We start from the raw sequence: 23,261 nt of genomic DNA, 5'->3' as shown, positions 1-23,261 counted from the left end.
AGCTGTCCTTTCGATCATTCAAAGTGTCTACTTCGGTGCCATGCGGATGGCACCATCCAGGCGGATGGTTTCGCCGTTCAGCATCTGGTTCTCGACGATGTGCGCGACCAGTGCCGCGTACTCGGTCGCCTTGCCGAGACGCGAGGGGTGCGGAACCTGCTTGCCGAGCGAATCCTGCGCCTCCTGCGGAAGGCCGGCCATCATGGGTGTCTCGAAGATGCCCGGAGCAATGGTCATGACCCGGATGAAGGACCGCGCCAGTTCCCGCGCCACCGGAAGGGTCATTGCCGCGACGGCACCCTTCGACGCCGCGTACGCAGGCTGACCGATCTGCCCGTCGAAGGCCGCAACGGAAGCGGTATTGACGATCACGCCACGCTCCGAGGTGCCGGTTTCCGTCTGTACCGGGTCAGTAGCGGCAATGGCCTCGGCCGCGAGACGAAGCACGTTGAAGGTGCCGATAAGGTTGATGTTCACTACCTTGCTGAACTGCTCAAGCGGCAGCACGCCATCGCGTCCGAGCACCTTCCCCGGAGTCGCCACGCCGGCGCAGTTGACGACAATCCGCAAGGGACCGAGTTCGACGGCGGCGTCCACGGCCGCCTGTACCTCGGCTTCGTTGGTGACGTCGGCAGGAACAAAACGCGCGCGGTCGCCGAGTGCTTGGGCGAACGCCTCCCCGTCCGAATGCGGGAGGTCGAGAATCACCACGGACGCGCCGTCGTCGTACAGCCGCTGCGCCGTAGCGCGACCAAGCCCGGACGCCCCGCCGGTGACCAGGGCTACACTTCCAGCAGACTCCATGACATCTCCTTTGCGTCATTCGATCGTTGTGCCGAGAGGATCAGCATCAGCGGATTCGCTCACTCGAGCCTACTGTGATTCAGCCCACCTGGCATCCTGCAGCGTTTGAACTGTGCACTTTGCTCAGTTCCGGCGGGGACGCCCGCGATTAGGCTTGGCTGTATGTCAACCGCCAAGGACGCTGAAGCCCGCGCGTCCACTGCCGCATGTTCAGTAACCAACGTGTTCGGCCATCGTCTGCTCGGTCTGCCGGGTACGCATCTGGGCGCCGTGCGGGTGCCAAGGCGGCTCGGCGGTCCATGGCACTACTGGTGGCAGGCCCACTACCTCGACTGTCTTCTCGACGCAGCCGAGCGTGAGGGGAACAACGACGACGCCGCCGCGCACCGCACACGTGCGCGGCGCCTCCTGCGCACTATCCGGCTGCGTAACGGCGGACGCTGGACGAACGCCTACTACGACGACATGGCGTGGCTATCCCTCGCGGCACTCCGGTCGGCCGATCTCGCCGGCCACCGGCCACTGAGTAAGCTGACGCGGGTACTGGCCTCTGCACATTCCCCGGATCTCGGCGGCGGACTGTTCTGGAACATGTCCCGCGACTTCAAGAACACCCCGGCGACCGGCCCGGCAGCGCTCTACTTTGCGCGCATCGGACGGCTGGAGGAAGCTCAACGAATGGTCGACTGGCTGTTCGACAGGCTGCTTGACCCGCGTACCGGCCTTCTCTTGGATGGTCAGCGGGTGCGCAGCGAAGAACTCGTCACCGACATCTACACCTATAACCAGGGCCCCGTGCTGGGTGCGTTGCTGTCTCTCGGCGGGGAACGCAACGTTGGCCGTGCGGAGGCGCTGATCGAAGCCGTCTCGCAGAATCTAGTGCAATCCGGCGGAGCGCTGCGCACCCACGGCGGCGGCGACGGCGGCCTGTTCACCGGCATTCTCGCGCGCTATCTCGCGCTTGCCGCGAACTCGCCGCTACTGGCTGAGAGCTCGCGAAGCACAGCACGGACATTGATCACGACGACGGCGGACGGCCTGTGGGAGGGGCGGGGCGAACTCGAACCCGGCGGGCGCCGTCGTCGTACTGTTGTTGTCTTTCCCGAGGCGCCGTACTCTCACGCCGGCACCGGTGCTGCGGAGCTTTCAACGCAACTACAGGCATGGATGGTTTTCGAGGCCGCCTACCGGGTTGGTTAATGCTTGGCCGGGCGTTCCCGCTCGGGCGTGTCCACAAGGTCGAGAGCCAGGTAAAGAACCGCTGCGCCGGCGGCCATCCACCGGCGCGGATGAGCGAGTCCCCGGCCGCTGAGCTGCCGTTCCATCCACGCGTCCAACCGCAGGCCGAGCGCACTCGCACCGCAGGCAGCCGCCCCAAGGCCAAGGGCTATTGCTACACGGGCGGGTACGGGCAGCTTTACCTTGTCCTTTTCCTCCGTGCCGTCTTCCATGGAGCGTGTTGTGTCTCTGGAAAGAACTACAGCAGCCCCGGCCGCGAGAGCGACACTGGGCAGGACTACGATGGCGCGTTGCGTGGCCCGGGACCAGTCCGCGGGACGGGGGAGCGTGAGGGCTCCGCCTATCGCCGCGGTTGTCAGTGACACTGAAAGCTTCTTCATCGCAATAACGCTACCCTCACGCTCTGACCGAGCGCCAAGCGTGCCGAATCTTCCTCTCCCCTCAGCCCTGCTGCGCCACGGCGAGTTCCAGCAGGTCTGCGCTCGCGTGGGCCTCGGACGTGTTCGCGGTGAAGATCTGCGCGAGGACCATGTAGGCGGCTCCCTTCGCCACCGCGTTGTTGTCTGCCGTGGTCGCTTCAAGTTCCGGTGCCGGTGTTTTTTCGTGCCTGTACTGCTCCCGGTAGATTTCCGCGGTCTGCTGAGCGAGCTCCGGCCCGTCCACCTCGGGCGCCGTGGCGAGCACCACCCGTTCCGGGCCGAAAATCTTGGCGACATTGGCCATCGCCGTGCCCAGGTGGAGAGCCGCATCGGCAAGCGCGGCGGACTTGTCCGGGAAGATCCCCTCCGAAAGTTCCTGCTGAATCCCCCACCAGCTAGCCCTCGTCTCCAGACAGTTCGTGGCACCACAGTGGCAGGGCAGTACGCGGGCAGTTGCAGTTGCATCCGAGGTCCGCGAATGGGCGAATCCGCCCGCTGATCCGTTGAATCCGCGATGGATGCGTCCCTGCACAATGACGGACGCACCGAGGCTGGTTCCCACGCTGAAAACAAGCAGGTCACGACCCTCCAGCTTGTCCTCGAAAAGCAGAAGGCCCATCCCGAAGGAGTTCGCATAGCTGTCCACCACCACGGGGATCGCTACCGTGCCCTGCAGTTCCGCCTGAAGCGGGACGTCCTCCCAACCTAGGGAACCGCTGTGGCGCACGTGGCCGCTCTTCTGATCGACCACTCCGGATAGCGCGATCCCCAGGCCCAGAAGCGAAGAAATGCTGCGCGGTCCGGCTACTTTCTGTACCGCGCGCACGACGGCGCTCCGGACGTCCGCGGGGTCCGAAGACTTGAGCTTCTCCCGGTGCGTGCCGACAACGGTTCCGCGCAAATCCACCAGGGCCGCATAGGCTTCGGTGCTGGAAAGGCGCACTCCGGCCGCGAATACGGTTTCCGTTCCGAGTTCCAGGAGCCGGGCAGGCCGGCCCCCAGTGCCGTTCCGGATGTCAGTTTCCACGAGGAAGCCGTTTCGAAGCAGCTTGCCCGTTATGCCGGTCACGGTTGCGGCGCTCAGACCTGTTGCAACAGCGATCTGCGCACGGGCCACCGGGCCCCGGCTTCGGACGATATCGAGAATCAAGGCTTCATTGATCTCGCGAATCAGCGCCTTGCTTCCAGCCCTGGCCTTCAACATTTGCATTCCCTTTCAACAGCGCCTGAGACTCCCGAGAGTTGACCTAAATCACATTCTATATAATTTAGTCATTGACAAAACACCCCAGGCTGAACGTAAGCTGGATCACACTCCACGCCACAGCCCCAAAGCCCCTCATTGCATCCCTCTACACTCCGTTCCCACAGACGTCCCGTTCAACGAGAAGGAAACGTTATGCGCACTTCTGAGATCAGCCGCCGCGATGTGCTTCGAGCCGGCAGCGCCGCCGGCGTAGCCACTGCCTTAGGCCTGGCGGGCGCAGGCTCTGCATCCGCGTTGCCGGCCCTCGCACCCTCCGGACCAAAAGGCACCGAGATAGTCGACCTTGGTCCCGCCGTCGTGCAGTACTCACTGATGAGCGCCAAACTCATTGGCGACACCCTCTACATCGGGTCCCGCAACCTTGAGCCGGCCCGCGTCATCGCCTTCCACCTCCCCACGCAGAAGGTCGTCGCGGAGACCACGCTCGCCGAGGGGCACACCATCCAGGCCCTCGCGGCAGACCCAGATGGCCGCTACCTCTACGCCGGCGTTTTGAAGAAGAGCCTGAACTCAGAGCCCAACCTCTTCCGTTGGGACGTAACGACGCCGCAAACACCAGCGGTGGCGATCGGCAAGACGAGCGAACGCAACGTCCGCGCACTCAGCGTCTCACCCGACGGCCACCTCTTCATCGTTGGTGACACTCCGCAGGGCGCTCCGCCCGCTCTGTGGGAATGGGATCCGGCAACCGGGAACGTCAGTAACCTCGGCGTTCCTGACCCGGGAGCGACCCTCGCCCGTACAGTCGCCGCAACTGATACCACGGTGTTCTTCGGCGCGGGCAGCACCCTTGGCGGCGGGAGCGGGGCCAGCCGCGCCTGCCTGTACGCCTACGATCGGGCGGCGAAGACCTTCACCCTCATCACCCCTGCGGAGATGGAAGTCGATCCGAGCATCCGGGACCTCGCGGTCTTCGGCGACAAGCTCGTCGTCGGTTCGGCGGCATCGACCGAGGAGTCCAAGGTTGCCGCGATTGACCTGAATAACCTGTCCTCCTACTCGGTTGCCACCTCCATCGGCACTACTGCCAAGAACTTCGCGATCGACGGCGACAAGGTGTATTTCGGAAGCACCACCGGCCTGGTTGCGTACTCCCTCACGGAGAACGCGGTCTCCGCCGTGGAATTCGATGGACTGCCTGCACTCGGCGGTATCTGGGGAGTGGAGGTCCACGGCGGCAAGGTGCTCGTGGTCTCGGACTTCGGCTTTGTGGCGTCCATCGATACGGCTGCCGAAACCGCGACTGTGACCGACTTGGCCGACGCCGGCGCAACCGGTGACCCGCAGACCACTATGGGACTTGCTGCAGGAGCCGGCTACGTCTTCATCGGCGGCAACGGCGTCATCGCGAAGCACAGGCTCGGTTCGAATGAGGTGGTCAACATGAGCGTGCCGGGAGAGGCGAAGGACGCCATCATGGTCCGCGGCCGCCTGTACACCGCACAGTACAGCTCCCAGGGCATCTGGACCTACAACCCCCGAAGCGGCGACCCCATGCATCAGGTGGCCGGGTTCCCAACATCCCAGAACAGGCCGCAGGACGTGCACTGGGACGAGGAGAACCGGCTGGTGCTGGCCGGAGTGCAGTCCGACACCGAAGGCGGCGGCGCACTGTGGACCTACAACCCCTACAAGGGCACCTCGGCGTACTTCCTGAATCCGATAGATGACCAGCAGTATGTCCGGGCGGTTGCAACCCACGACGGCGTTGCCTACCTGGGCGGCAGCCTCCAGAACACTGCCGGGCCCGGAACCATCGTCGCGTTCGATCCGCGAAGAGGCAAGGAACTGTGGCGCCTCGAGCCCGGCCTGGGAGGTGGTGTTTCGGCACTGGCCGTGCGCGGGAAGCACCTCTACGGGTTGACCCGCACGGGGGTCGCATTCGTGATCGACCTTCCGAAGCGCCGCCTGATCCACCAGGAGAATGTCAGCGGAATTGCTCGCGGATTCGCGGCGATGGTGACCAACCGCGGCGTGGTCTATGGCGTGTCCGATCACAACGTATTCCGCTTCGATCCGAAGACGTTCGCGGTCACGGTCGTGGTGGCGGACGTCGACGGCGGCTGGTACAGCGGTGCCCACATCACCAACGATGAGCAGGGCTTCCTGTACACCCTTCGCGGCCGCAACCTCGTGCAGATCAACGACCACCCGCGACGCTGAGACCCTGAGCCAAGTTATGAGAATCTGATCCGGAGAGGAGGAGCGAATCGTGAGCTGCTGTAGTCCGTCCCGATCCGGGGAGGTGCCATCTTCAGGTGAAGCGGCCGCCGTCGTCGTCGGCTCTGTCCGTCATGCTGAGGTGACCATTCCGGCCGGCTCCTTCCGGATGGGTGACGCCTTCGGTGAGGGTTACCCGGCAGACGGCGAGACTCCCGTACACGAGGTGCGGCTGGACGCGTTCCGGATGGACACCACGGCTGTGACCAACGAGCAGTTCGCCCGATTCGTCGACGCCACGGGGTATCGGACGGAGGCTGAGCAGTACGGCACATCGGCTGTTTTCCATCTCGTGGTGAATGCCGATCCGGCCGACATTGTCGGGGCAGCCGCCGGCGCGCCGTGGTGGCTCAACGTGCGCGGTGCCTACTGGGCCCATCCGCTGGGCGGGCGCTCGTCGTGGACGGATGTGCGCGACCATCCGGTTGTCCACGTCTCGCATAATGACGCACTTGCCTACTGCCGCTGGGCCGGCCGCCGTCTTCCCACGGAAGCCGAGTGGGAATACGCGGCCCGTGGGGGGCTGGTTGACGCCCGCTACCCCTGGGGTAACAACCTGTACGACGACGACGGCGGCCACCTCTGCAACATCTGGCAGGGAACCTTTCCGGGCTCAAACACGGTCGACGACGGATTCCTCGGCACCGCGCCGGTACGGTCCTTCCCAGCGAACGGCTACGGATTGTACGAAGTCAGCGGGAACGTGTGGGAGTGGTGTGCTGACTGGTTCCTGCCCAGGTACTACAGGAAGTCTCCCGCAGAGAACCCGCCGGGGCCGACCATCGGCTCCGGGCGCGTAATGCGTGGGGGTTCCTACCTGTGCCACGACTCCTACTGCAACCGGTACCGCGTGGCGGCGCGAACCTCAAACTCGCCGGAGTCCTCCAGCAGCAACTGCGGCTTCCGGACTGTCGCAGCCGCTTAGCTCATCACTCACTGTCCCACCCACGATTTCCACCTCAACGAAGAGAGAATGATGACACCGCAACCCATGATTGACCGGCGCCGCGTCCTGCAGTTATCCGGCGTGGCAGGAGCAACCATTGCCGCCGGAGCGCTTTCCTCCGCCCCGGCGGGCGCTAATCCTTTTCGCACCGGCCCTGTTATCGAGGATCTCGGCGCCGCCTCCACCAAGCTCGGCCTCTACCGCGGAGTGGTCGCAGGTGACGTCCTCTACTGCGGATCGCGGAACATGGATCCGCCCGTCGTATTCGGGGTGAACCTCCGCACGGGACAGGCAGTCTCGGAAACCCCGCTCGGGTACATGAACGCGGTGATGGCTATGGCCGTGGATCCCTCCGGTCGATACGTCTATGCGGGCGGTGACCACAATAAGGTTGAGACCACGGGAAATCTCTACCGAATCGATGTGACGGACCCGGAGAAGAAGGCCCAGGACATCGCACGAAGGCCGGAGGAAAACCTTCAGTCGATCGCCGTAGCGCCTGACGGAATGGTGTTCTTCGCAGGCCGGTGGAATCCGACGACTGCCTACCAGTGGGATCCGGCAACCGGTGAAACCACCCTGCTCGGGTCGATGCCGTCGAACCTGGACCGCATCGCCGCCGTCGCAGCCACGGACACCACCGTTTTCGCCGGCGGTGTGATGACACTGACCGGCGGCGGAACCCAGGCACGGCTCTTCGCGATCGACCGCGCCACCGGTGGAACCACCGACATCACGCCCGCAGAGGTCCTCGAAGCCGGCTCCGGCGTGCGGGACATAGCCGTTATCGACGGCAAACTGTATGTGGGCGTCACAGCATTCACCGCACCAACTCCGCTGGTCGTGATGGACGCGTCAAACCCCACCAGCTACATGGTGGTTTCCGTTGCCGCGAAGGAAGTACGCGAATTCTGCAAGGTTGGGGACAAGATCTACTTCCGGGGCGCCGGGTTGATGGCGTATGCCCCGCAGACGCGCAAGGCCGCGACGTTGCGGGTTCCGGGCGCGAATTTGGCCGGAATGGTCAGTGTGCAGGAGTGGGACGGAAAGATAGTCGTCGTCTCGACGCTGCTGCACGCCGTCGTTATCGATCCTGTGACCTTGGAGGCCCGGGAAATCAACTTCCTCGAGGCGGGAGTGCGGCCGGGCCCGCAGATGATCCTCGGAATCGCGGCCGGCGGGGGTTACGCCTACGCATGCGCCAACGCGCAGGTCACCCAGCACAATCTCGCCACCGGTGAGAAGATCGATTTCCCCATGCAGGGCGAGGCCAAAAGCGCCACGTTCTACAACGGGATGGTCTGGTTTGCCCAGTACAACGGAGGCGGCCTGTGGGCCCATGACCCGCGGACAAACACGCCGCCGAGCCTTGTCGCACCATTTCCAGACCTGCAGAACCGGCTCCTGCGGGTTGCAGCGGATCCCGTCAACAACCTGATTCTGGTCGGCGTGCAGTCGGACCGCCTGGGTGGAGGCTCGCTGTGCGTCTACCATCCGGATACCGACTCCGTGGACGTCTACGAGAACCCCATCGCCAAGGAGCAGCTCACCCGCGCGATCACCAGCCATGAAGGCATCGCCTACCTTGGCGGCGAGAACCTGACGTCGCAGGGTTCGCAGGCCACTGTGGTTGCCTTCGATCCTGTCACCGGACGCGAGCTCTGGCGCCTCGAGACCGGCCAGTCACGTGGAATCGGTGAGCTCACTGTTCGTGGACGGCACCTCTACGGAATCTCCCACGGGGGCGGCCTGTTCATCATCGACCTCGAAAGCAGGTCGGTTGTGCATTCGGCTGATATTTCCTTCCACTCCCCCGACCAGGCAACCCTGGTGACCAACCAGGGCGTGGTGTACGGCGTCTCAAGCAAGGGCGTGTTCCGGATCCACCCCACCAACTTCGCGCCGTCCACCCTTGTTCCAGGGCTCGACGGCGGCTGGTACGGCTGGCCGCGGGTGGGCACTGACGAAGAGGGGCGGCTCTACACTCTGCGCGAGCGCAACCTCATCCGCATCACTGATTCCGTGGCCACGCTACGTGCCGACCGCAAGGGCCGCCGTTCAGGCCAGTGACCCGTAGCTAGCTAGACAAAAAGCTGCCGCAGCGTCCACTGAGGACCTGCGGCAGCTTTGCTGTGACGGCCAGTCAGACTGGCAGCTCGATGACCTGCACTTTGCGCCCCTGCCGGGAAACTACTTCGACGTCGGGCTCATCCGTTACAACGACGACGGCGTCCCCGGTTGACCAGCCCCTCCACCACCCGTCGGTTCCATTCGGGAAGGTGACTGCGATGTCGGCTTCCTTGAGCAGCTCCCGTCCCGCCGTAGTCGGCTTCACCCTGGCCATCCAGGGTGCGATGCCCTCCAGCGTGCGCCGTTGGACAGCCGGGATGCGACCGGCAGCATCCGGTCCCACGTTCAGCAGCAGCCGGCCTCCACGGGAAACGATGTCTGCGTACTGGCGTGCCAGTTCACGGGGCTGGAGGGTAGTGGACTCATCCTCCAGCTGGTTGTAACCGAAGGAGAACCCGAGTCCGCGGTTGTGTTCCCAGCCCGTCCCGGTCTCATGGTGGGCGTCGAGGGCGTACTCACTGGTGCGGAAGTCCCAGTCGTCCGTACCCCACCGGTCATTCACAATGCCGTCAGGAACTACTTCGCGGTAGTACGCGAAGAGTTCAGCGAGCGTACCGTTGGATTTCCCGGCGTCGGGCCATTCAATGTCATTCCAGAGCACGGAGGGCTGGTAACGCTCGATCAGGTCGCGGACGTGCGCCGTTGCGTAAGCCGCGTACGCCTCATCGTTCGGGCGCAGGGCCGTGACCGAATCGAAAGTCTCCTGCGGCGGAAGGTCGGTCACAGACCAGTCGAGACCGCCCGAGTAGTACACGCCGAATCGCATGTCCTCAGCGCGGACGGCGTCGGCAAGCGGTTGAAGGAGGTCACGTTTAGGTCCTCGCCGCACGGTGTTGAGCTGCCCGGAACCGGGCGCATCCCAGAGGGTAACGCCGTCGTGGTGCTTCGTCACAGGCACCACGTAGTCCGCGCCCGCAGCCTTGAAGAGCCCCGCCCACTCGGCCGGCTGGTATTGCTCAGCTCGCCACAGGTCGAGGAACCCGCCATATGGCATATCGCCGTAGGTCGAAAAATGATGCTGCGCTGCCGGTGAGCCGTTGATGCGGATGGTGTTGGCATACCACTCGGCGTAGGCGTTATGGGCGAACCATTCCTCTTCCGGGACCGAGCCCGAGACGCCCGAAGGAACCGCCCAGGCCGGCACCGAATACGGGCCCCAATGAATGAAGATGCCCAGGCTCGCCTCAGTTGCCCATGACGGAAGGGAGTGCCCCACGTGCTCGTTCACGGAAATACCTTTCGGTTGGAAAACGTCGCTACCCCTTCCACGATACCGCGACAAGCATTAGATTTGTCAGTGACAAATTAAACGAACGAAAGGTCGATGATGACTCGGTACAGTTCCGACAACAGCCCGCTGACAGAGCTATCCCGACGCGGTCTGCTGCAGTTCGGCGCAGCGGGAGCCCTTGCTGCGGTAACTGCAGGCGCCCTCGCGGACCCTGCTTCTGCTGCTACCCCACGGGAAGTCCTCGTGAGCGACCTGGGACCCGGCGTCGTGCAGTTCGGCTCGAAGAGCGCCTATCAGTTTGAAGACACCATCTATATCGGATCGCGCAATGTCGAACCGATGTTCGTGATCGCCTACCACATCCCCTCTGGGCGGGTGGTTGGGCAGACCTCGATACCGGAGGGGCGCTCCACCCAGGCGCTGGGCGCCGACCCAACCGGCCGGTACCTCTATATCGGCACCGAGAACGCGGCCGGCGGCATCCCGACCCTGTACCGGTGGGATCTCCATAATCCGACGTCACCGGCAGAGGCACTCGGGCGGGCCGGAGAAGTGCGCGTGTGGGCATTGGCGGTAGCACCGGACGGGATGGTGTTCTTTGGCGGACGCGAACCCGGCGGCAATCTTTGGCAGTTTGATCCCGCCACGCGCGAGATCACCGCGCTTGGCATCGCCGAGCCCACCGCCACCGGCGCGCGGGCAATCGCCGCCACCGAGAGCACGGTCTACTTCGGTGCTGGAAACACGCTGGGCGGCGGGGAAGCTAGCAAGGCTGTACTTGCCGCCTATGACCGGGCAACCGGGGAATTCACATCGATCCTCCCCGCAGAACTGGCGGACGACGACACCATACGCGAATTGCGTCTCGAGGGCGATCGGCTTGTCGTAGGCACGGCGAACAACACCGGCTCCCACGTTGCGGTCATCGATATCAACGACCCTTCGTCCTACAAGGTGGTGCGGCACGATGGCATCACGACAAAGGCCATGAAGGTCCACGGCGATAACGTCTTCTTCCTTGCACGGGCAAACAACGCCCGTATCTGCGACCTCTCCACCATGACCGTCAGCCCGCTCCAGGTGGATGGTCTCGAGCTCGGCGAGGTATGGGGCATGGCCTGGGCGCAAGACAAGCTCCACGCGGTGTCCGCCTACGGTTTCGTGGCTCACATCGACCTCCAGGCACTCACCGCCACACGCACCGAGCTGATCGCCGCCGGCGCCCCGGCGGAACCACAGCTGGCCATGAGTGTCACGGCGGGCGGCGGATTTGCCTACGTCGCCGCCAACGGAGCGATCGCCCGGCACTCACTCAGGACCGGCGAGGTGGTCAACCTGATTGCTCCGGGGGAAACCAAGGACGCCATTTGGGCCGATCAACGCCTCTGGATGGGCCAGTACAGCGGCCTCGGGCTGTGGGCGTACACACCGGGCCCGGGCCAGGAGCCCGCCCAGGCGGCGCCGCTGCCCTCCGACTTCAACCGGCCCGAATGCGTCACCTGGGACGAGACCAACAAGCGCGTCCTGGTGGTCTCCCTGTCCGACGCCGCAGGCGGCAGCTGCCTCGGCGTCTACAACCCGGCAACCGATGACATGACGGTTTACGACCGTCCGCTCGGTGCGGGCAAATCCATCCCCGCCGTTGTAGCGCATGAGGGTGTAGCCTACCTTGGCGGAGGCGACACGGGTGCTGGACCGGCAGGTGAGATTGCCGCCGTCAACCCACTGACCGGCAAGGTCCTGTGGAGCCTTGATCCGGAGCACAATGCGCCGGTGACCGGCATGGCTGTGCTGGGCAAGCACCTCTACGTTGTCCTGAACGACGGCGGGTTCCGTGTGGTCGATCTGGCTAAACGAAGCATCGTCCACCGGGCTGATATCAGGGCGCAGGCTGACCGGCGGTCCAATCTCGTGGTGTCCCACGGCCGGGTCTACGGAATCTCGAGCAAGGCGCTCTACAGCATTGACCACCGCACCTTCGCACTCCGCGTACTACTTAGCGATGTTCAGGGCGCCTGGTACGGCGGCCAGCCGCACATTTCGGCCGATGAACGCGGGCGTCTCTACACGCTGAAGGGCCGGAACCTGGTCCGCGTGGAGGTTCCGCGCCGCTTCTAGCTCACGGTTCGTAACGCACGAGAAAGGCGGTGGTGCCCAGGGCACCACCGCCTTTCCCGTTGGTCGGGAATCGGCTCCTCACATGCGGCGACCGGCAGCCTCGACGATCGACACGATGTCGAGAATCTCCTGCTCGGGCACATTGGGTTCGCCGGTTCGGCAGGATTCGATGATCGACGTGAGCAGGCCGACGTGCATACTCCCGGCAGCTTCGATCTCGAATGCGTGCTGCGCGCCGTCCACGTGGACCACACCCCTGGTGTACGGATTCCATTCGGGTTCCCCGCTGAGCAGCGCTTCGCGCCCATCAGGCCAGAGAAGCCGCACCCTGCCCGGCGCCAGCACCTCAACTTCGGAGTATCCCGGCCCCAGTGCCGCAACCGCGAGATCCACCAGATGCACGCCGTACCAGGCAAGCCCCGGGTGGCCGGGCTGCGTGGGCAGGGCACCCTCAAGCTCAATCCGCTCCACCCGCCCATGACCCAGCACGGACCGGAATTCGGGCGTGAACCGCTTTGGGGAACCGGCGAGTGCCAGGCACCCGTGAGTTCGCGCCGTTGTCAGCATGGCCTCGGCGTCGCTTCGTTTGAGGGCGAAGCGGGTGTCCACGTATACGGGTTTGCCAAATGGTGCCAGACTCCCGAACAGCGCGGGGTGAGTACGCGCATCGCTCGCGATGACCAGGAAGGCATCGCACAGGTCCGCAAGGGCAACAGGCGTGTCCACGAATTCGACGCCGAACTCCGCGACCTGCGCGGCCAATACGTCGTTCCGGTCGCGGCTCGGTGGAAAGTCCAACGACGTCGGTGCCTTCCAGGCGGCGACGATGTCACCGCCTGGAACCTGACCTTCCTTGAAGAGTTGCGTGAACTGTGTGGAATGGGCCGAGTCCACCCCGACCAGCCCAAACCGCACTCCCCCGGACGAGGGTAGGCTCATCCCTTCACGCCGGAGGAGGTGATGCTTGAGACGATCTGCCGCTGCAGGAACAGGAAGATCAGCAGGCAGGGGATGAAGCTGATAAGAGCTGCCGCCATGATGTTCGACGTCGAGACAAGCTCCGTGTTCAGCGTGGCGAGGCCAACAGTGAGCGTCCGCGCCTCGTCCGTCTGACCGACGACAAGCGGCCACAGCAGGTCATTCCAGTGCCAGAGGAAAACGAAGATCGCGAGTGTGGCGAGAACCGGCCGAATCAGCGGCAGAACGATTGACACGAACGTTCGCCATTCTCCGGAGCCATCAATGCGGGCGGCGTCAAAGAGTTCCTCCGGCAGGTCCAGGATGAACTGACGGATCAAAAAGACTGCCTGGCCGTTGGCAAGGGTAGGAAGGATGAGCCCCCAGATGGTGTTCACGCCGTCGAGGTTCGCAATCAGGATGAAGGTCGGGATCAGCGTCGCCTGCACGGGAACCATCAGCGTCGCGATGATTGACCACAGGAGGATATTCCGCCCTGGGAAACGCTTGCGGGCAAGGGCGTATGCCGCCATCGAGGCAGTCAGCAGGACCACGACTACCGAAATCACGGAGTACAGGACTGAATTCAAGAGCCAGGTGGGGAACGCGCCGACAGAGAAGATCCGGGTGATGTTCTCAAAGGTCAGCGACGTCGGCAACGCGTACGGGATAGTTGGTTCATCGGCTGGTGAGAAAGCCAGGACGACGACTGCCAGCAGCGGCGCGACGGTGAAGAAAGAGATAACGATGAGCGAAGCGATGGACCATCGCGGGGTGTTCAAGGACTTGCGCTTGCGCTGCCTGCCGCCTGGCCCGGGGTTCCCCGTGTGAGGACGGGACGGGCCCCTGGATGTTCCCGCTGGCTGTGAAGTGGAAGATACGGTAGTCATCATTTACGCCTTTTCATTGAAGAACCGCCGCTGAACCAGCGAGAGCACTAGGACGATGAAGAAGAGCACAATTCCGATTGCTGCGGCGTAGCCGAAATCGAAGAACTCGAAGCCCTGGTCATACAGGAAGTAGATGAGGCTGTGGCTCGCATTGGCCGGCCCGCCTCCGGTCATCACGTAGATCGTGTCGAACACCTGGAAGCCGACAATTGTCTCGATGACGAGCACGAAGAATGTCACCGGCTTCAGCAACGGCAGGGTGATGTGACGGAACGTCTGCCAGCTTGTGGCTCCATCGATCTTCGCCGCCTCGTGGATCTCCCCCGGCTGCGCCTTCAGCCCGGCCAGGAAAATGAGCATGGAGTATCCGAACCCCTTCCACACCGCGACCATTGCCAGGGAGAGAAGAACAATCCACTGGTCCCCGGACAGGAAGGGGATAACACCGAGTCCGGCACCGGCGAGCGCTACGTTGATCGGGCCGTCGTTGGAGAAGATCCATTTGAAGATGATGCCTGCGAGGACGAACGAGCTCAGGTACGGGATGAACAGAAGCGACCGGAACAGGCCGTCATGGCGCTTGAGGTTGTTCAGGAGAACTGCGCCCGCCAGTGAAATGACGATGATGAGGGGAACGAATATCACCACGTAACCGAGTGTGACGCCCAGGCTCTGCCAGAAGTTGGGATCTGCGAACAGGCGCTCATAGTTCTCGGCGCCGAGAAATTCGACGTCCCCGTTCAGCCTGTACTGCGTCAGGCTCATTGCACCGGCGCCGCCGATGGGGAGGAACTTGAACACAGCGAAGATGATGAGGGTTGGCAGGACAAACAGGATGCCGGTGACCGCTTCACGGCGGAGGCGGGCTTGTCCGGGCTGGGACCGCTTCGATGCTAAATGCGTGGACATGAGCTTGGCCAATCGGTAGAAACTGTGTCCCGGAGGCGTTTAGCGCCCCCGGGACAGGAGGGGTCAGGTGCGGCTGAGGATTCCCCGGGCTTCTTCTGCCGCCTGGGTGAGCGCTTCCTCTGCCGTCAGATCACCGCGGAGTGCCGACTGGAGGTAGGGAGCGAGAGCGGCCATCACCTGGCGTGCGGCGGGGTTCGGCTCACCGGGGATCGCGTATTCAAGGGCCGCTTCAAGTGCTTCGTAGTCAGGGCCACTGCCGGGCAGTTCGACGTCTGTGCGGGTTGGGAAGTTCCCGGCGAGCTTGTTGAATTCTGTCTGGAACTCGGCCGTGGACAGGTAGTCGAGCACCGCGTAGGCAGCCTGCCGGTTGTCTTCCTCATTGATTGAGGTCAGGGCCATCAAGCCTGGGTTGCCGAACGTAGCCTGGACCTCACCCTTGAGCGGTTCTCCAAGCACAACGGTTTCTTCGCCGAGCGCTCCGCGCAGTTGGGCGAGTTCGGGAAGGCTGGTGGTCGCCCGGACGGCAACCTGACCGCGTGCCATCGGCGATCCTTCGATTGCGGGGCTGTCCGTTCCTGCACTCTGAACTACGCCTCCCATTTCCTGAAGGTCCAGGATGAACTGCAGTGCCTCGATGCCCTCGGGCGAATCGAAAGCGATGTCGCTTCCGTCCTCGGTGAAGATGCTGCCTCCTGCCTGCCACAGGAACGGGTAGAACGTCAGGTTGAGGGTCTGCTCCGGGGAGCCGACGTACTCAAGGACCGAAATGTCCTTCTCTGCAAGGATGGGGGCGGCTTCCCTGATCTCATCCCAGGTTTTGGGGAGCTCAAGCCCGGCTTCCTCGAAGATCTCCTTGTTGTAGGCCGTGGTGCTGATGTTCTGGAACATCGGCACGCCGTACACCTCGTCTTCGATGGTTGCAGCTTCGATACCGGACGGGTAGAAAGCATCCTGCTCGTCGGCGATGGCCTCGCCGACCGGCAGCAGCCCTCCGACTGTGTGGTAGGTGGACGCCTGGTCCGGTGTGATCATCACGATGTCCGGGCCGGAGTTGGCGGCAAGTGCCGCGGAGATCTGGGTGTCCCGCTTGTCAAAGGTCTGTAGTTCGACGTTGAAGTCGACGTCGGGGTTCTCCGCTTCGAAGGCCTTCTCGGTCTTCTCCCAGAACTCCCGGTTCTTGGTTTCGTCCTTGATGACCGGGTACATCCACATGGTTACTTCTCCGCTCACTTCGCCGTCAGTCTGTGCGACGGGAGCTGAGCTGGAGTTGCCGCACGCGGTCATGGTGAGCGCGGTGGCCGCAGCGAGGGCAGTGATACCCAAGAGTCGGTGCGTCATTGCTGGTTCTCTTTCTCTAGATTTCGCCGAATAGCTTCGGCTTGCGGCAGTGCTGGTTGGACGGATGGATAAATGGGCTAGACGGGTTCCTGGGCCAGAGTTCCCTGGTTCAGGTTGCCGATGGGCACCTCAGGCACGGATGAATCCGCTGCATGCCTGAGGAGATCAAGGGTGATGCGTTGCCGCCGGTGTTCCGGACGGGGTGTGAGGAGCGGATCGGTAGTCGATTGCATCCATCCGAGCAGTGCTGTGGCAAGTTCGCCGAGTGCCGGCCGAGCTGCTGGATCGTCCGCGAGATTGACTGTCTCATTGGGATCCTCTGCCAGGTGGTACAACTCGATCGCGGCGCTGGTACCGATGGTCGCCCCGGACAGATCCACCGGAATGCTTCGGTGAATCCATGACTGTGTGGAGTCCATAGCCCTGGGTGCATTGGAGAAGTTCGCAATGAGTTTGTGGGTTTTTGATCGCACCGACCGCTTGGGGTCGAAGTACGTGTGATACGTCAGCTGTCCGTAGGCGTACGTGCGGGCCGGCTGATCTTCCTCAACCAACTCCACGAGGCTTTCTCCGGTTACATCTATTGTGCCGGACAGTCCCAGCACCTCAAAGAGCGTGGGCACCACGTCCACATGGCTGACGATGTCGGCAACCCGACGGCCGCTCCAACTAGCCCGCCCTGGAACGCGCATGATGAGGGCGACTTCAACGCCGGCGTCGTACAACGTGCACTTCGCGCGGGGAAGAGCGAGTCCGTGATCCGTGGTGAAGACTACAACCGTCTCCTCGTCCAGGCCGAGTTGCTCAACGCGGGCAAGGATCTCACCGACACCCGAATCCATGTGGCGCACCGCACCCTGGAGTTCGGCGATCTCCTCGCGGGCGTCGTCGTCGTCGTGCAGGTAGGGCGGAACCGTGTGCCCGCGCGAGGTATCCGGCTCAACGGCAGCACCCAGGAAGCCCATGACGCCGGTGCGGTCACGGTCCGACGGCGAGCGGTGCGGTTCATGGAACCCGACCTGGAGATAGAACGGTGAGCCAGCCGCTGATGCGTCCTCGAGGGCTTCCAGCGTGCGTTCGACGACGACGTCACGGTCCCCGCCGGTGCGTACCCGGTCAAAACCCAGGCGGATTGCAACCTGGTCGTCGGGAAGCACACGGGATTCGTGATGCACCCCCACAAGCTCCGTCCGGTAGCCGACCGAGCGCAGCCTGTGTGCCAGGTGCGAGCTTGGGTCGTTCAAGTCCCAGCCGAAGGGTTCATGCGTTAGGCCCAGAACGCCGTTCGTCTGCGGATACGTACCCGTGAACAGTGACGCCCGCGCCGGGCTGCAGTGCGGAGACGTGGCGAACGCCGCCTCGAAGACGGTGGACTCCGACGCGAAGGCATCCAGATACGGCGTTGAAACGGTCTCCACCCCGTAAGTGCCGAGGAAGCGCCCGAGGTCGTGGCAGTGGATGATCAGAATATTGTGCGCCATGGTCAGCCCATCACCTTCAAGCGGTCCGGAGTGAGGGCGTGTTGCAGCGGCTCACCCTGGAGAAAGCGGCGGATTTCGCTGACGACGATCCGCCCCGCACGATGGCGGGAATCAACGGTTGCACCACCCAGATGCGGGGTGACGAGGACGTTGGGGAGGTTTCGCCAGCGATCCCCTGCCGGGAGCGGCTCATTCCCGAAAACATCGAGTGCAGCGTCCAGCCGGCCCGAGGAAACCTCCCGGTACAGGGCATCCTCGTCCACCAGCGCCGGGCGGGCAGTGTTCACCAGCAGCCCGCCGTCCTTGATGGCAGCCAACTCGGCAGCTCCGAGCAGGCCGCGTGTCTCCGGAGTCTCCGGTGCGTGGATGGCAATCACGTCGCAGGACGAGAGCACTTCGGGGAGATCGGCTGCGTAGGCCCGGAGCTCATCTGCTTCCTGGATATAGGGGTCATAAACGGCGATTTCGGCGCCGAGGGCGCGACACATGTCGATGTAGCGACGCCCGGTACGGGAGGCCCCGATCACACCGATGCGCGCTCCACTGATCTCGCGCGGCCTGGACGCTGCAGTCCGGGCATCGGACCAGTCAGCACCCGAGCGGAGCGCATGATCAAACCGGGGTGTTCGCCGCAGGAGTGCAAGCGTGAAGGTCAGCGACAGCTCGGCCACCGAAGGAGCCATGGCATCGCCTGCCTGGGCAATCGGGATGCCTGCTGCCCAGAACTCCTCGATGACAAGGGTCTGAATGGAGGAGGCTGCGTGCATGACGAACCGCAGGTCTGGCGCCTGTTCCAGCCGCTCTGAGTCCAACCGTGGGAAACCCCATGCCGTGATGAAAATACTGGTCCCCTGAGCGACGTCACGAAAGCGCCCCAGGTCCTGGAGCGCGTCCGGACGGGCTTCAACCACGTCGCACAGCTCGTTGAGCTCAGCCCAGCTCTCGGCGGTGAAGAACGCGTCCGCTTCATGTTCCGGAATGCTCAGCAGAGTCCGTGGCCGAGGACTGTCGGAGATGTTGTGCGGAGCCGGTGTAGCGGCGTTATCGGTGTGACCCATGCAACAAGCGTACGGACTAGCGAGGGCTTTTGTCAATGACCGAATAAACTCATTTGCTGTGTTGCAATGATCCGAGGGGCAGCAATTACGCAACTGATACATGCCGTAATGTTTGTCAATTCACTAAGGATCGCCTTACCTTAGTGGGGTGACTCTCACTGACTCCGCCTTCCGTACGGCGCTCCAGGGCCTCGATGTTTCCGACATGAGCATTTCCTACGGCCGCCAGCCCGCAGTCAGCGACGTGTCCTTCGGACTTCAACCTGGAACCGTGACAGCACTCATCGGCCCCAACGGCAGCGGTAAGTCAACACTCCTGCGGACCATTGCCCGGCTGCACAATGCCGATTCCGGCACCGTGACGACCACCGACGGCGACAATGTCTTTGCGCTCTCCCCCAAGGATTTTGCACGGAAGATCACCCTCCTCGCACAGAGCCGTCCGGTTCCAGCAGGCATCACGGTAAGGGAAGTCGTCGAGTTCGGACGCCACCCGCACCGCACCCGCTGGACGGGGAATGACCCCCGGGGCATCGCCGTCGTCGAGCACGCCATGGCGCTGACCCGCACTGCGGAACTGTCCGATCGACCGGTCGCAGCTCTCTCCGGCGGTCAATTGCAGCGTGTCTGGCTTGCGAGCTGCCTGGCCCAGGACACCGGTGTTCTCCTCCTCGACGAGCCCACCACGTACCTGGACCTGCGCTACCAGGTGGAGATTCTCGACGTCGTACGTGATCTTGCGACCGAGCATGGGGTGACGGTCGGTGTTGTCCTTCATGACCTGGACCAGGCCGCTGCCATCGCCGATCACGTGGTGCTGCTGGAGAGTGGCTCGGTGCTCGCGCAGGGAACGCCTGTCGACGTGCTGACCGCGGAGAACCTGACCAGCGCGTACGGCGTCCGCGTTGACGTCACGGTCGACGGCGGGACAGTGCACACCCGGGCGGTGGGGCGGCACAACGCCGTCGGCAACCACTCCGCCACCATTCTTCGAGCTTCCTGAACCAACCTTCCCAACCATTCGCGCCGTCCGCGCCCGATAGAAAAGAACCCCATGAAACAACCGAAGATCCTTGCTGCCCTCGCGGCGGTCACCATGCTCGCACTCTCGGCCTGCGGCACCACCGAGGAAGCTGCAGGCGATACCGAAACCTCAGCAGCCGCATCGGGTGAAACCATCACCATCACGGACCACCGGGGCAAGGAAGTGGTCCTCGACGGGCCCGCCGTGCGTGTTGCCGGAACCGAATGGAACGTCATCGAAAACCTGGTCTCGCTCGGGGTCATGCCGGTGGGCGTTTCGGACATCGAGGGCTACAACACCTGGGTGAGCTCCGCACCACTGGATGACACCGTGACTGATATTGGCCTGCGCGGTGAGCCCAGCATCGACACGCTCGTCTCACTGGAGCCGGACCTGGTGCTCGTGACTGACCAGTTGGTTGACGGCGCAATCGAGCAGATCGAGGAAACCGTTCCCGTCATCGTGGTTCCGGGCGGTGATTCCTCCGACAACATCGGCCAGATGTTCGAGAACCTCGACATGATAGCCAAGGCCACCGGGGCCGAAGAGCAGGCTTCCGAGTTGAAGGCCAACTTCGATGCCAAGGTTGAAGAGGGACGCGCAGCCATCGAAGAGGCCGGTGCTGCAGGCACCAAGGTGGCGTTCTCCGATGCCTACGTTGACGCCGGCAGCGTCTCCATCCGTCCGTTCGCGCCGGGTTCGCTGGTATCGGACGTATTCGCTGAGCTCGGCCTCGAGAATGCGTGGGAGCTCGAAGGCGATCCCGCTTACGGACTCGCGCAGACCGACGTCGAGGGTCTCACCGCCCTCCCCGAAGACACGCACTTCTGGTACATGGCCAACGACGCCTTCGGCGACCCCTACCAGGATGAGCTGAAGGACAACGCCGTCTGGAAGGGACTCCCCTTCGTCGAGGAAGGCAACGTGCACCGCTTCCCCGACTCCATCTGGGTCTTCGGTGGCCCCACGTCGATGGAGCAAATCATCGACGCAGCAGTCGCAGCAGCAACCGAGAAATAAAACCACACCATGACCCCGGAAACCCTGACCCGCGCGCAGCCCTCAGCAATTCAGGGAGCTGACGCGCGGCCAGGGTTCCGGCTCGCCGTGTTCGGGCTGCTGCTCGTCGCCGCGACCGCCGTGCTCGCCCTGGTCCACATCACGCAGGGCACTTCCACCGTGAACGCCGCGGACATCATCGGGCTCATTCTGGGGAACGACGACGCCGACACCGCCGCCGTCGTCGCCGCCAGCCGGGTGCCGCGCCTGGTGGCAGGCGTCCTGGTGGGTGTTGCGCTCGGTGTTGCCGGCGTCATCATGCAGTCCGTTTCCCGCAATGCACTTGCCTCCCCGGATACGCTCGCGGTCAACGCCGGCGCGCACCTCGCGATCGTTGCCGTGGCCGCCTTCGGGATTCAGGTTCCACTGCTCGGCGCAGTGGGTGTCGCGTTCCTTGGCGGCATCGCTGCGGCGAGCCTGGTGCTGGCACTTTCCGGTGCCGGTCAGTCCGGCAGCGTGCGGCTGGTCCTCGCCGGCTCGGCTATCGCCCTGGCCTTCAGCGCATTAACGCACGCCCTCCTGCTTCTCTTCGCACAGGAAACCCGCAACCTCTTCGCGTGGGGGTCCGGCTCGCTTGCCCAGAGCGGCATGGAGAAGTTCGTACTGCTCGCGCCGCTGATCGGCGTGGTCGTGGCAGTTCTTCTCATCAAGTCCCGCTCCCTGGACCTGCTCACCCTCGGCGATGACCAGGCGAGGGTGCTGGGCATCAACGTCCGCAGCACCCAGGTGCTGGCGATTGTGCTCGCAGTCCTGCTCGCAGCGGCCGCCGTCACCATCTCCGGGCCGATCGGGTTCGTGGGACTCGCCGCTCCGGCAGTGGTCCGGTTGGCTGCAGCGAAAATTCCCGGTCTTCACCGGCACGTGGCGCTGATTTTCGCGTCCGCTTTGATGGGTATCTTCCTGGTGCTCGGGGCTGACGTTCTGCTTCGTGCGATCATCGGTGCGCAAACCGCCGTCGAGGTGCCCACCGGTGTGGTCACCACCATCTTCGGCGCGATCTTCCTCGTCATCCTTGCGCACCGGATGCGCACGTCCGGCCCCACGCGCGAGGCCCGTTCCGTGTCGCTGCGCCCCACGCGCCCGGGTGCGGGCGCCGTCGTCGTCGTGCTTTTGGTTCTTCTGGTGCTGGCTGGCATCGCAGCCGGGCTGCTGCTCGGGGACGCGAAGCTGCTCCTTGGCGACCTTGCGAACTGGGTGACCGGGCAGGCGGGGCCGGTGGTGTCGAGCGTCATGGACGCCCGCTTCCCGCGGGTTGCTGCCTCGCTGCTGGCCGGGGCGTCGCTGGCTTTGGCCGGCACGGTGATCCAGGCTGTGACCCGGAACCCGCTGGCTGAGCCTTCGATCATCGGTGTCTCGGGCGGGGCTGGTCTCGGCGCGATCCTCGTGATCACGCTTGTCCCCCTCGCGGGCTTCTGGACCGTGAGCGCCGGGGCGGGGATCGGCGCAGCGGTGACGGCAGCCGTCGTGTTTGGGCTGGCGTTCCGGGGTGGGCTGCAGACGGACCGGTTTGTGCTGGTCGGTATCGGTGTTTCGGCGGCGGCGATGGCCGGCATCACGCTGCTGATCGTGATGACCGATCCGTTCAACGAAGCGAAGGCGCTCACCTGGCTTTCCGGATCGACGTATGGCCGCTCGATGGAGAACCTGATTCCGATGAGCATTGCGCTGCTCATCACCGTGCCCGTCATCGCGTCGCTGCACCGCACGCAGGATCTACTTTCCCTTGACGAGGACACACCGAAGCTGCTCGGCATTTCAGTGCCGCGATCCCGGATGATCCTGTTGGTTTCCGCGGTGGTGCTGACGGGTTCGGCTGTCGCGGGAATCGGCGTCATCGGGTTCGTAGGCCTTGTTGCGCCGCATGCGGCCCGGGCACTGGTCGGCGCGCGGCACAAGCTCGCCATTCCGACGGCGGTTCTGCTGGGAGCGTTGCTGGTCTGCGTAGGCGACATGATCGGGCGGACCGCCATCGCCCCACAGCAGCTGCCGGCCGGCCTGCTGACGGCGCTGCTCGGCGCACCGTACTTCGTGTGGCTGCTGTTCCGAAGCCGGTTGGCGCGCTAGGTGCGTGGGTCAGTAATGGCGGGCGCTGTTTTTAAAACGCCGACGTATTAGCGGTGCCCTGGCGGTGTTGGCTGGGAGAATTGGGGGTATGGATTCCGGTGGCGATG

General features: G+C 63.9%; 18 protein-coding genes. 8 read left to right on the top strand and 10 right to left on the bottom strand.

Going from position 1 to position 23,261, the window contains the following annotated elements:
• Positions 1–27 precede the first annotated feature (27 nt).
• Positions 28–804, bottom strand: a complete 777-nt coding sequence (locus ACX80C_RS09915; protein ID WP_459326307.1) for a 3-hydroxyacyl-CoA dehydrogenase — start codon at positions 802–804, stop codon at positions 28–30.
• Between the two features lie 162 nt (positions 805–966).
• Between ACX80C_RS09915 and ACX80C_RS09910 the strand changes: the two genes are divergently transcribed.
• A complete protein-coding gene (locus ACX80C_RS09910; RefSeq protein ID WP_459326306.1) occupies positions 967–2,004 on the top strand; it encodes a glycoside hydrolase family 76 protein in 1,038 nt (345 codons plus the stop codon).
• Here the strand turns inward: ACX80C_RS09910 and ACX80C_RS09905 are convergent.
• Together ACX80C_RS09905 and ACX80C_RS09900 are read right to left on the bottom strand one after the other, a co-directional pair.
• Positions 2,001–2,423, bottom strand: a complete 423-nt coding sequence (locus tag ACX80C_RS09905; protein ID WP_459326305.1) for a hypothetical protein — start codon at positions 2,421–2,423, stop codon at positions 2,001–2,003. The genes ACX80C_RS09910 and ACX80C_RS09905 overlap by 4 nt on opposite strands.
• A 61-nt stretch (positions 2,424–2,484) precedes the next feature.
• On the bottom strand, positions 2,485–3,666 hold the full coding sequence (locus ACX80C_RS09900; RefSeq protein ID WP_459326304.1) for an ROK family protein: 1,182 nt from the start codon (positions 3,664–3,666) through the stop codon (positions 2,485–2,487).
• A 195-nt stretch (positions 3,667–3,861) separates the two neighbouring features.
• Here ACX80C_RS09900 and ACX80C_RS09895 point away from each other — a divergent pair, with 195 nt between their 5' ends.
• The 3 genes from ACX80C_RS09895 to ACX80C_RS09885 are packed head-to-tail and all read left to right on the top strand — an operon-like array spanning position 3,862 to position 8,965.
• Positions 3,862–5,892, top strand: coding sequence for an outer membrane protein assembly factor BamB family protein (locus ACX80C_RS09895; protein WP_459326303.1), 2,031 nt, complete (start codon positions 3,862–3,864; stop codon positions 5,890–5,892).
• A gap of 49 nt (positions 5,893–5,941) precedes the next feature.
• Positions 5,942–6,874 carry a formylglycine-generating enzyme family protein gene (locus ACX80C_RS09890; RefSeq protein ID WP_459326302.1) on the top strand — a complete coding sequence of 311 codons (933 nt, stop codon included), beginning with the start codon at positions 5,942–5,944 and terminating at the stop codon, positions 6,872–6,874.
• Between the two features lie 48 nt (positions 6,875–6,922).
• Positions 6,923–8,965, top strand: a complete 2,043-nt coding sequence (locus ACX80C_RS09885) for an outer membrane protein assembly factor BamB family protein (protein WP_459326301.1) — start codon at positions 6,923–6,925, stop codon at positions 8,963–8,965.
• Positions 8,966–9,038: 73 nt separating this feature from the next.
• On the opposite strand, the gene ACX80C_RS09880 is transcribed toward ACX80C_RS09885, so the two are convergent.
• Positions 9,039–10,253 (bottom strand): alpha-L-fucosidase, encoded by a 1,215-nt coding sequence (locus tag ACX80C_RS09880; RefSeq protein WP_459326300.1) that lies wholly within the window; start codon positions 10,251–10,253, stop codon positions 9,039–9,041.
• Between the two features lie 96 nt (positions 10,254–10,349).
• Here ACX80C_RS09880 and ACX80C_RS09875 point away from each other — a divergent pair, with 96 nt between their 5' ends.
• The gene (locus ACX80C_RS09875) at positions 10,350–12,374 is read left to right on the top strand and encodes an NHL repeat-containing protein (protein ID WP_459326299.1); all 2,025 of its coding nucleotides are present in this window, start codon (positions 10,350–10,352) and stop codon (positions 12,372–12,374) included.
• A gap of 78 nt (positions 12,375–12,452) precedes the next feature.
• Here ACX80C_RS09875 and ACX80C_RS09870 read toward each other — a convergent pair whose 3' ends face one another.
• The 6 genes from ACX80C_RS09870 to ACX80C_RS09845 all read right to left on the bottom strand — a co-directional run bounded on the left by ACX80C_RS09870 (position 12,453) and on the right by ACX80C_RS09845 (position 19,007).
• The gene (locus ACX80C_RS09870; protein WP_459326298.1) at positions 12,453–13,313 is read right to left on the bottom strand and encodes a Gfo/Idh/MocA family oxidoreductase; all 861 of its coding nucleotides are present in this window, start codon (positions 13,311–13,313) and stop codon (positions 12,453–12,455) included.
• Positions 13,310–14,113 (bottom strand): carbohydrate ABC transporter permease, encoded by an 804-nt coding sequence (locus ACX80C_RS09865; protein WP_459326297.1) that lies wholly within the window; start codon positions 14,111–14,113, stop codon positions 13,310–13,312. Before ACX80C_RS09865 ends, ACX80C_RS09870 begins: the two co-directional genes overlap by 4 nt.
• A gap of 111 nt (positions 14,114–14,224) precedes the next feature.
• The gene (locus ACX80C_RS09860; protein ID WP_459326296.1) at positions 14,225–15,130 is read right to left on the bottom strand and encodes a carbohydrate ABC transporter permease; all 906 of its coding nucleotides are present in this window, start codon (positions 15,128–15,130) and stop codon (positions 14,225–14,227) included.
• Positions 15,131–15,193: 63 nt separating this feature from the next.
• Positions 15,194–16,468 carry an extracellular solute-binding protein gene (locus ACX80C_RS09855; protein ID WP_459326295.1) on the bottom strand — a complete coding sequence of 425 codons (1,275 nt, stop codon included), beginning with the start codon at positions 16,466–16,468 and terminating at the stop codon, positions 15,194–15,196.
• Positions 16,469–16,545: 77 nt separating this feature from the next.
• Complete coding sequence (locus tag ACX80C_RS09850) at positions 16,546–17,949, bottom strand: sulfatase family protein (protein ID WP_459326294.1); 1,404 nt, start codon at positions 17,947–17,949, stop codon at positions 16,546–16,548.
• A gap of 2 nt (positions 17,950–17,951) precedes the next feature.
• A complete protein-coding gene (locus tag ACX80C_RS09845) occupies positions 17,952–19,007 on the bottom strand; it encodes a hydroxyacid dehydrogenase (protein WP_459326293.1) in 1,056 nt (351 codons plus the stop codon).
• A 148-nt stretch (positions 19,008–19,155) separates the two neighbouring features.
• Between ACX80C_RS09845 and ACX80C_RS09840 the strand changes: the two genes are divergently transcribed.
• The 3 genes from ACX80C_RS09840 to ACX80C_RS09830 are packed head-to-tail and all read left to right on the top strand — an operon-like array spanning position 19,156 to position 23,154.
• Entirely contained in the window at positions 19,156–20,010 is an 855-nt protein-coding gene (locus tag ACX80C_RS09840) for an ABC transporter ATP-binding protein (protein WP_459326292.1), read from the top strand.
• Positions 20,011–20,061: 51 nt separating this feature from the next.
• On the top strand, positions 20,062–21,051 hold the full coding sequence (locus ACX80C_RS09835) for an ABC transporter substrate-binding protein (RefSeq protein ID WP_459326291.1): 990 nt from the start codon (positions 20,062–20,064) through the stop codon (positions 21,049–21,051).
• Positions 21,052–21,060: 9 nt separating this feature from the next.
• Complete coding sequence (locus ACX80C_RS09830; RefSeq protein ID WP_459326290.1) at positions 21,061–23,154, top strand: iron ABC transporter permease; 2,094 nt, start codon at positions 21,061–21,063, stop codon at positions 23,152–23,154.
• Positions 23,155–23,261 lie beyond the last annotated feature (107 nt).

The sequence above is a fragment of the Arthrobacter tecti genome (assembly GCF_054511355.1).
The sequence above is the reverse complement of the archived record's forward strand: the minus strand, read 5'-3'. Positions and strand labels throughout refer to the sequence as shown.

What these genes read in the sequence shown, in the direction of transcription:
- ACX80C_RS09915 (WP_459326307.1), bottom strand. Translation starts at nt 804, where the DNA reads ATGGAGTCTGCTGGAAGTGTAGCCCTGGTCACCGGCGGGGCGTCCGGG.
- ACX80C_RS09910 (WP_459326306.1), top strand. Translation starts at nt 967, where the DNA reads ATGTCAACCGCCAAGGACGCTGAAGCCCGCGCGTCCACTGCCGCATGT.
- ACX80C_RS09905 (WP_459326305.1), bottom strand. Translation starts at nt 2,423, where the DNA reads ATGAAGAAGCTTTCAGTGTCACTGACAACCGCGGCGATAGGCGGAGCC.
- ACX80C_RS09900 (WP_459326304.1), bottom strand. Translation starts at nt 3,666, where the DNA reads ATGTTGAAGGCCAGGGCTGGAAGCAAGGCGCTGATTCGCGAGATCAAT.
- ACX80C_RS09895 (WP_459326303.1), top strand. Translation starts at nt 3,862, where the DNA reads ATGCGCACTTCTGAGATCAGCCGCCGCGATGTGCTTCGAGCCGGCAGC.
- ACX80C_RS09885 (WP_459326301.1), top strand. Translation starts at nt 6,923, where the DNA reads ATGATGACACCGCAACCCATGATTGACCGGCGCCGCGTCCTGCAGTTA.
- ACX80C_RS09875 (WP_459326299.1), top strand. Translation starts at nt 10,350, where the DNA reads ATGATGACTCGGTACAGTTCCGACAACAGCCCGCTGACAGAGCTATCC.
- ACX80C_RS09870 (WP_459326298.1), bottom strand. Translation starts at nt 13,313, where the DNA reads ATGAGCCTACCCTCGTCCGGGGGAGTGCGGTTTGGGCTGGTCGGGGTG.
- ACX80C_RS09860 (WP_459326296.1), bottom strand. Translation starts at nt 15,130, where the DNA reads ATGTCCACGCATTTAGCATCGAAGCGGTCCCAGCCCGGACAAGCCCGC.
- ACX80C_RS09855 (WP_459326295.1), bottom strand. Translation starts at nt 16,468, where the DNA reads ATGACGCACCGACTCTTGGGTATCACTGCCCTCGCTGCGGCCACCGCG.
- ACX80C_RS09850 (WP_459326294.1), bottom strand. Translation starts at nt 17,949, where the DNA reads ATGGCGCACAATATTCTGATCATCCACTGCCACGACCTCGGGCGCTTC.
- ACX80C_RS09845 (WP_459326293.1), bottom strand. Translation starts at nt 19,007, where the DNA reads ATGGGTCACACCGATAACGCCGCTACACCGGCTCCGCACAACATCTCC.
- ACX80C_RS09835 (WP_459326291.1), top strand. Translation starts at nt 20,062, where the DNA reads ATGAAACAACCGAAGATCCTTGCTGCCCTCGCGGCGGTCACCATGCTC.
- ACX80C_RS09830 (WP_459326290.1), top strand. Translation starts at nt 21,061, where the DNA reads ATGACCCCGGAAACCCTGACCCGCGCGCAGCCCTCAGCAATTCAGGGA.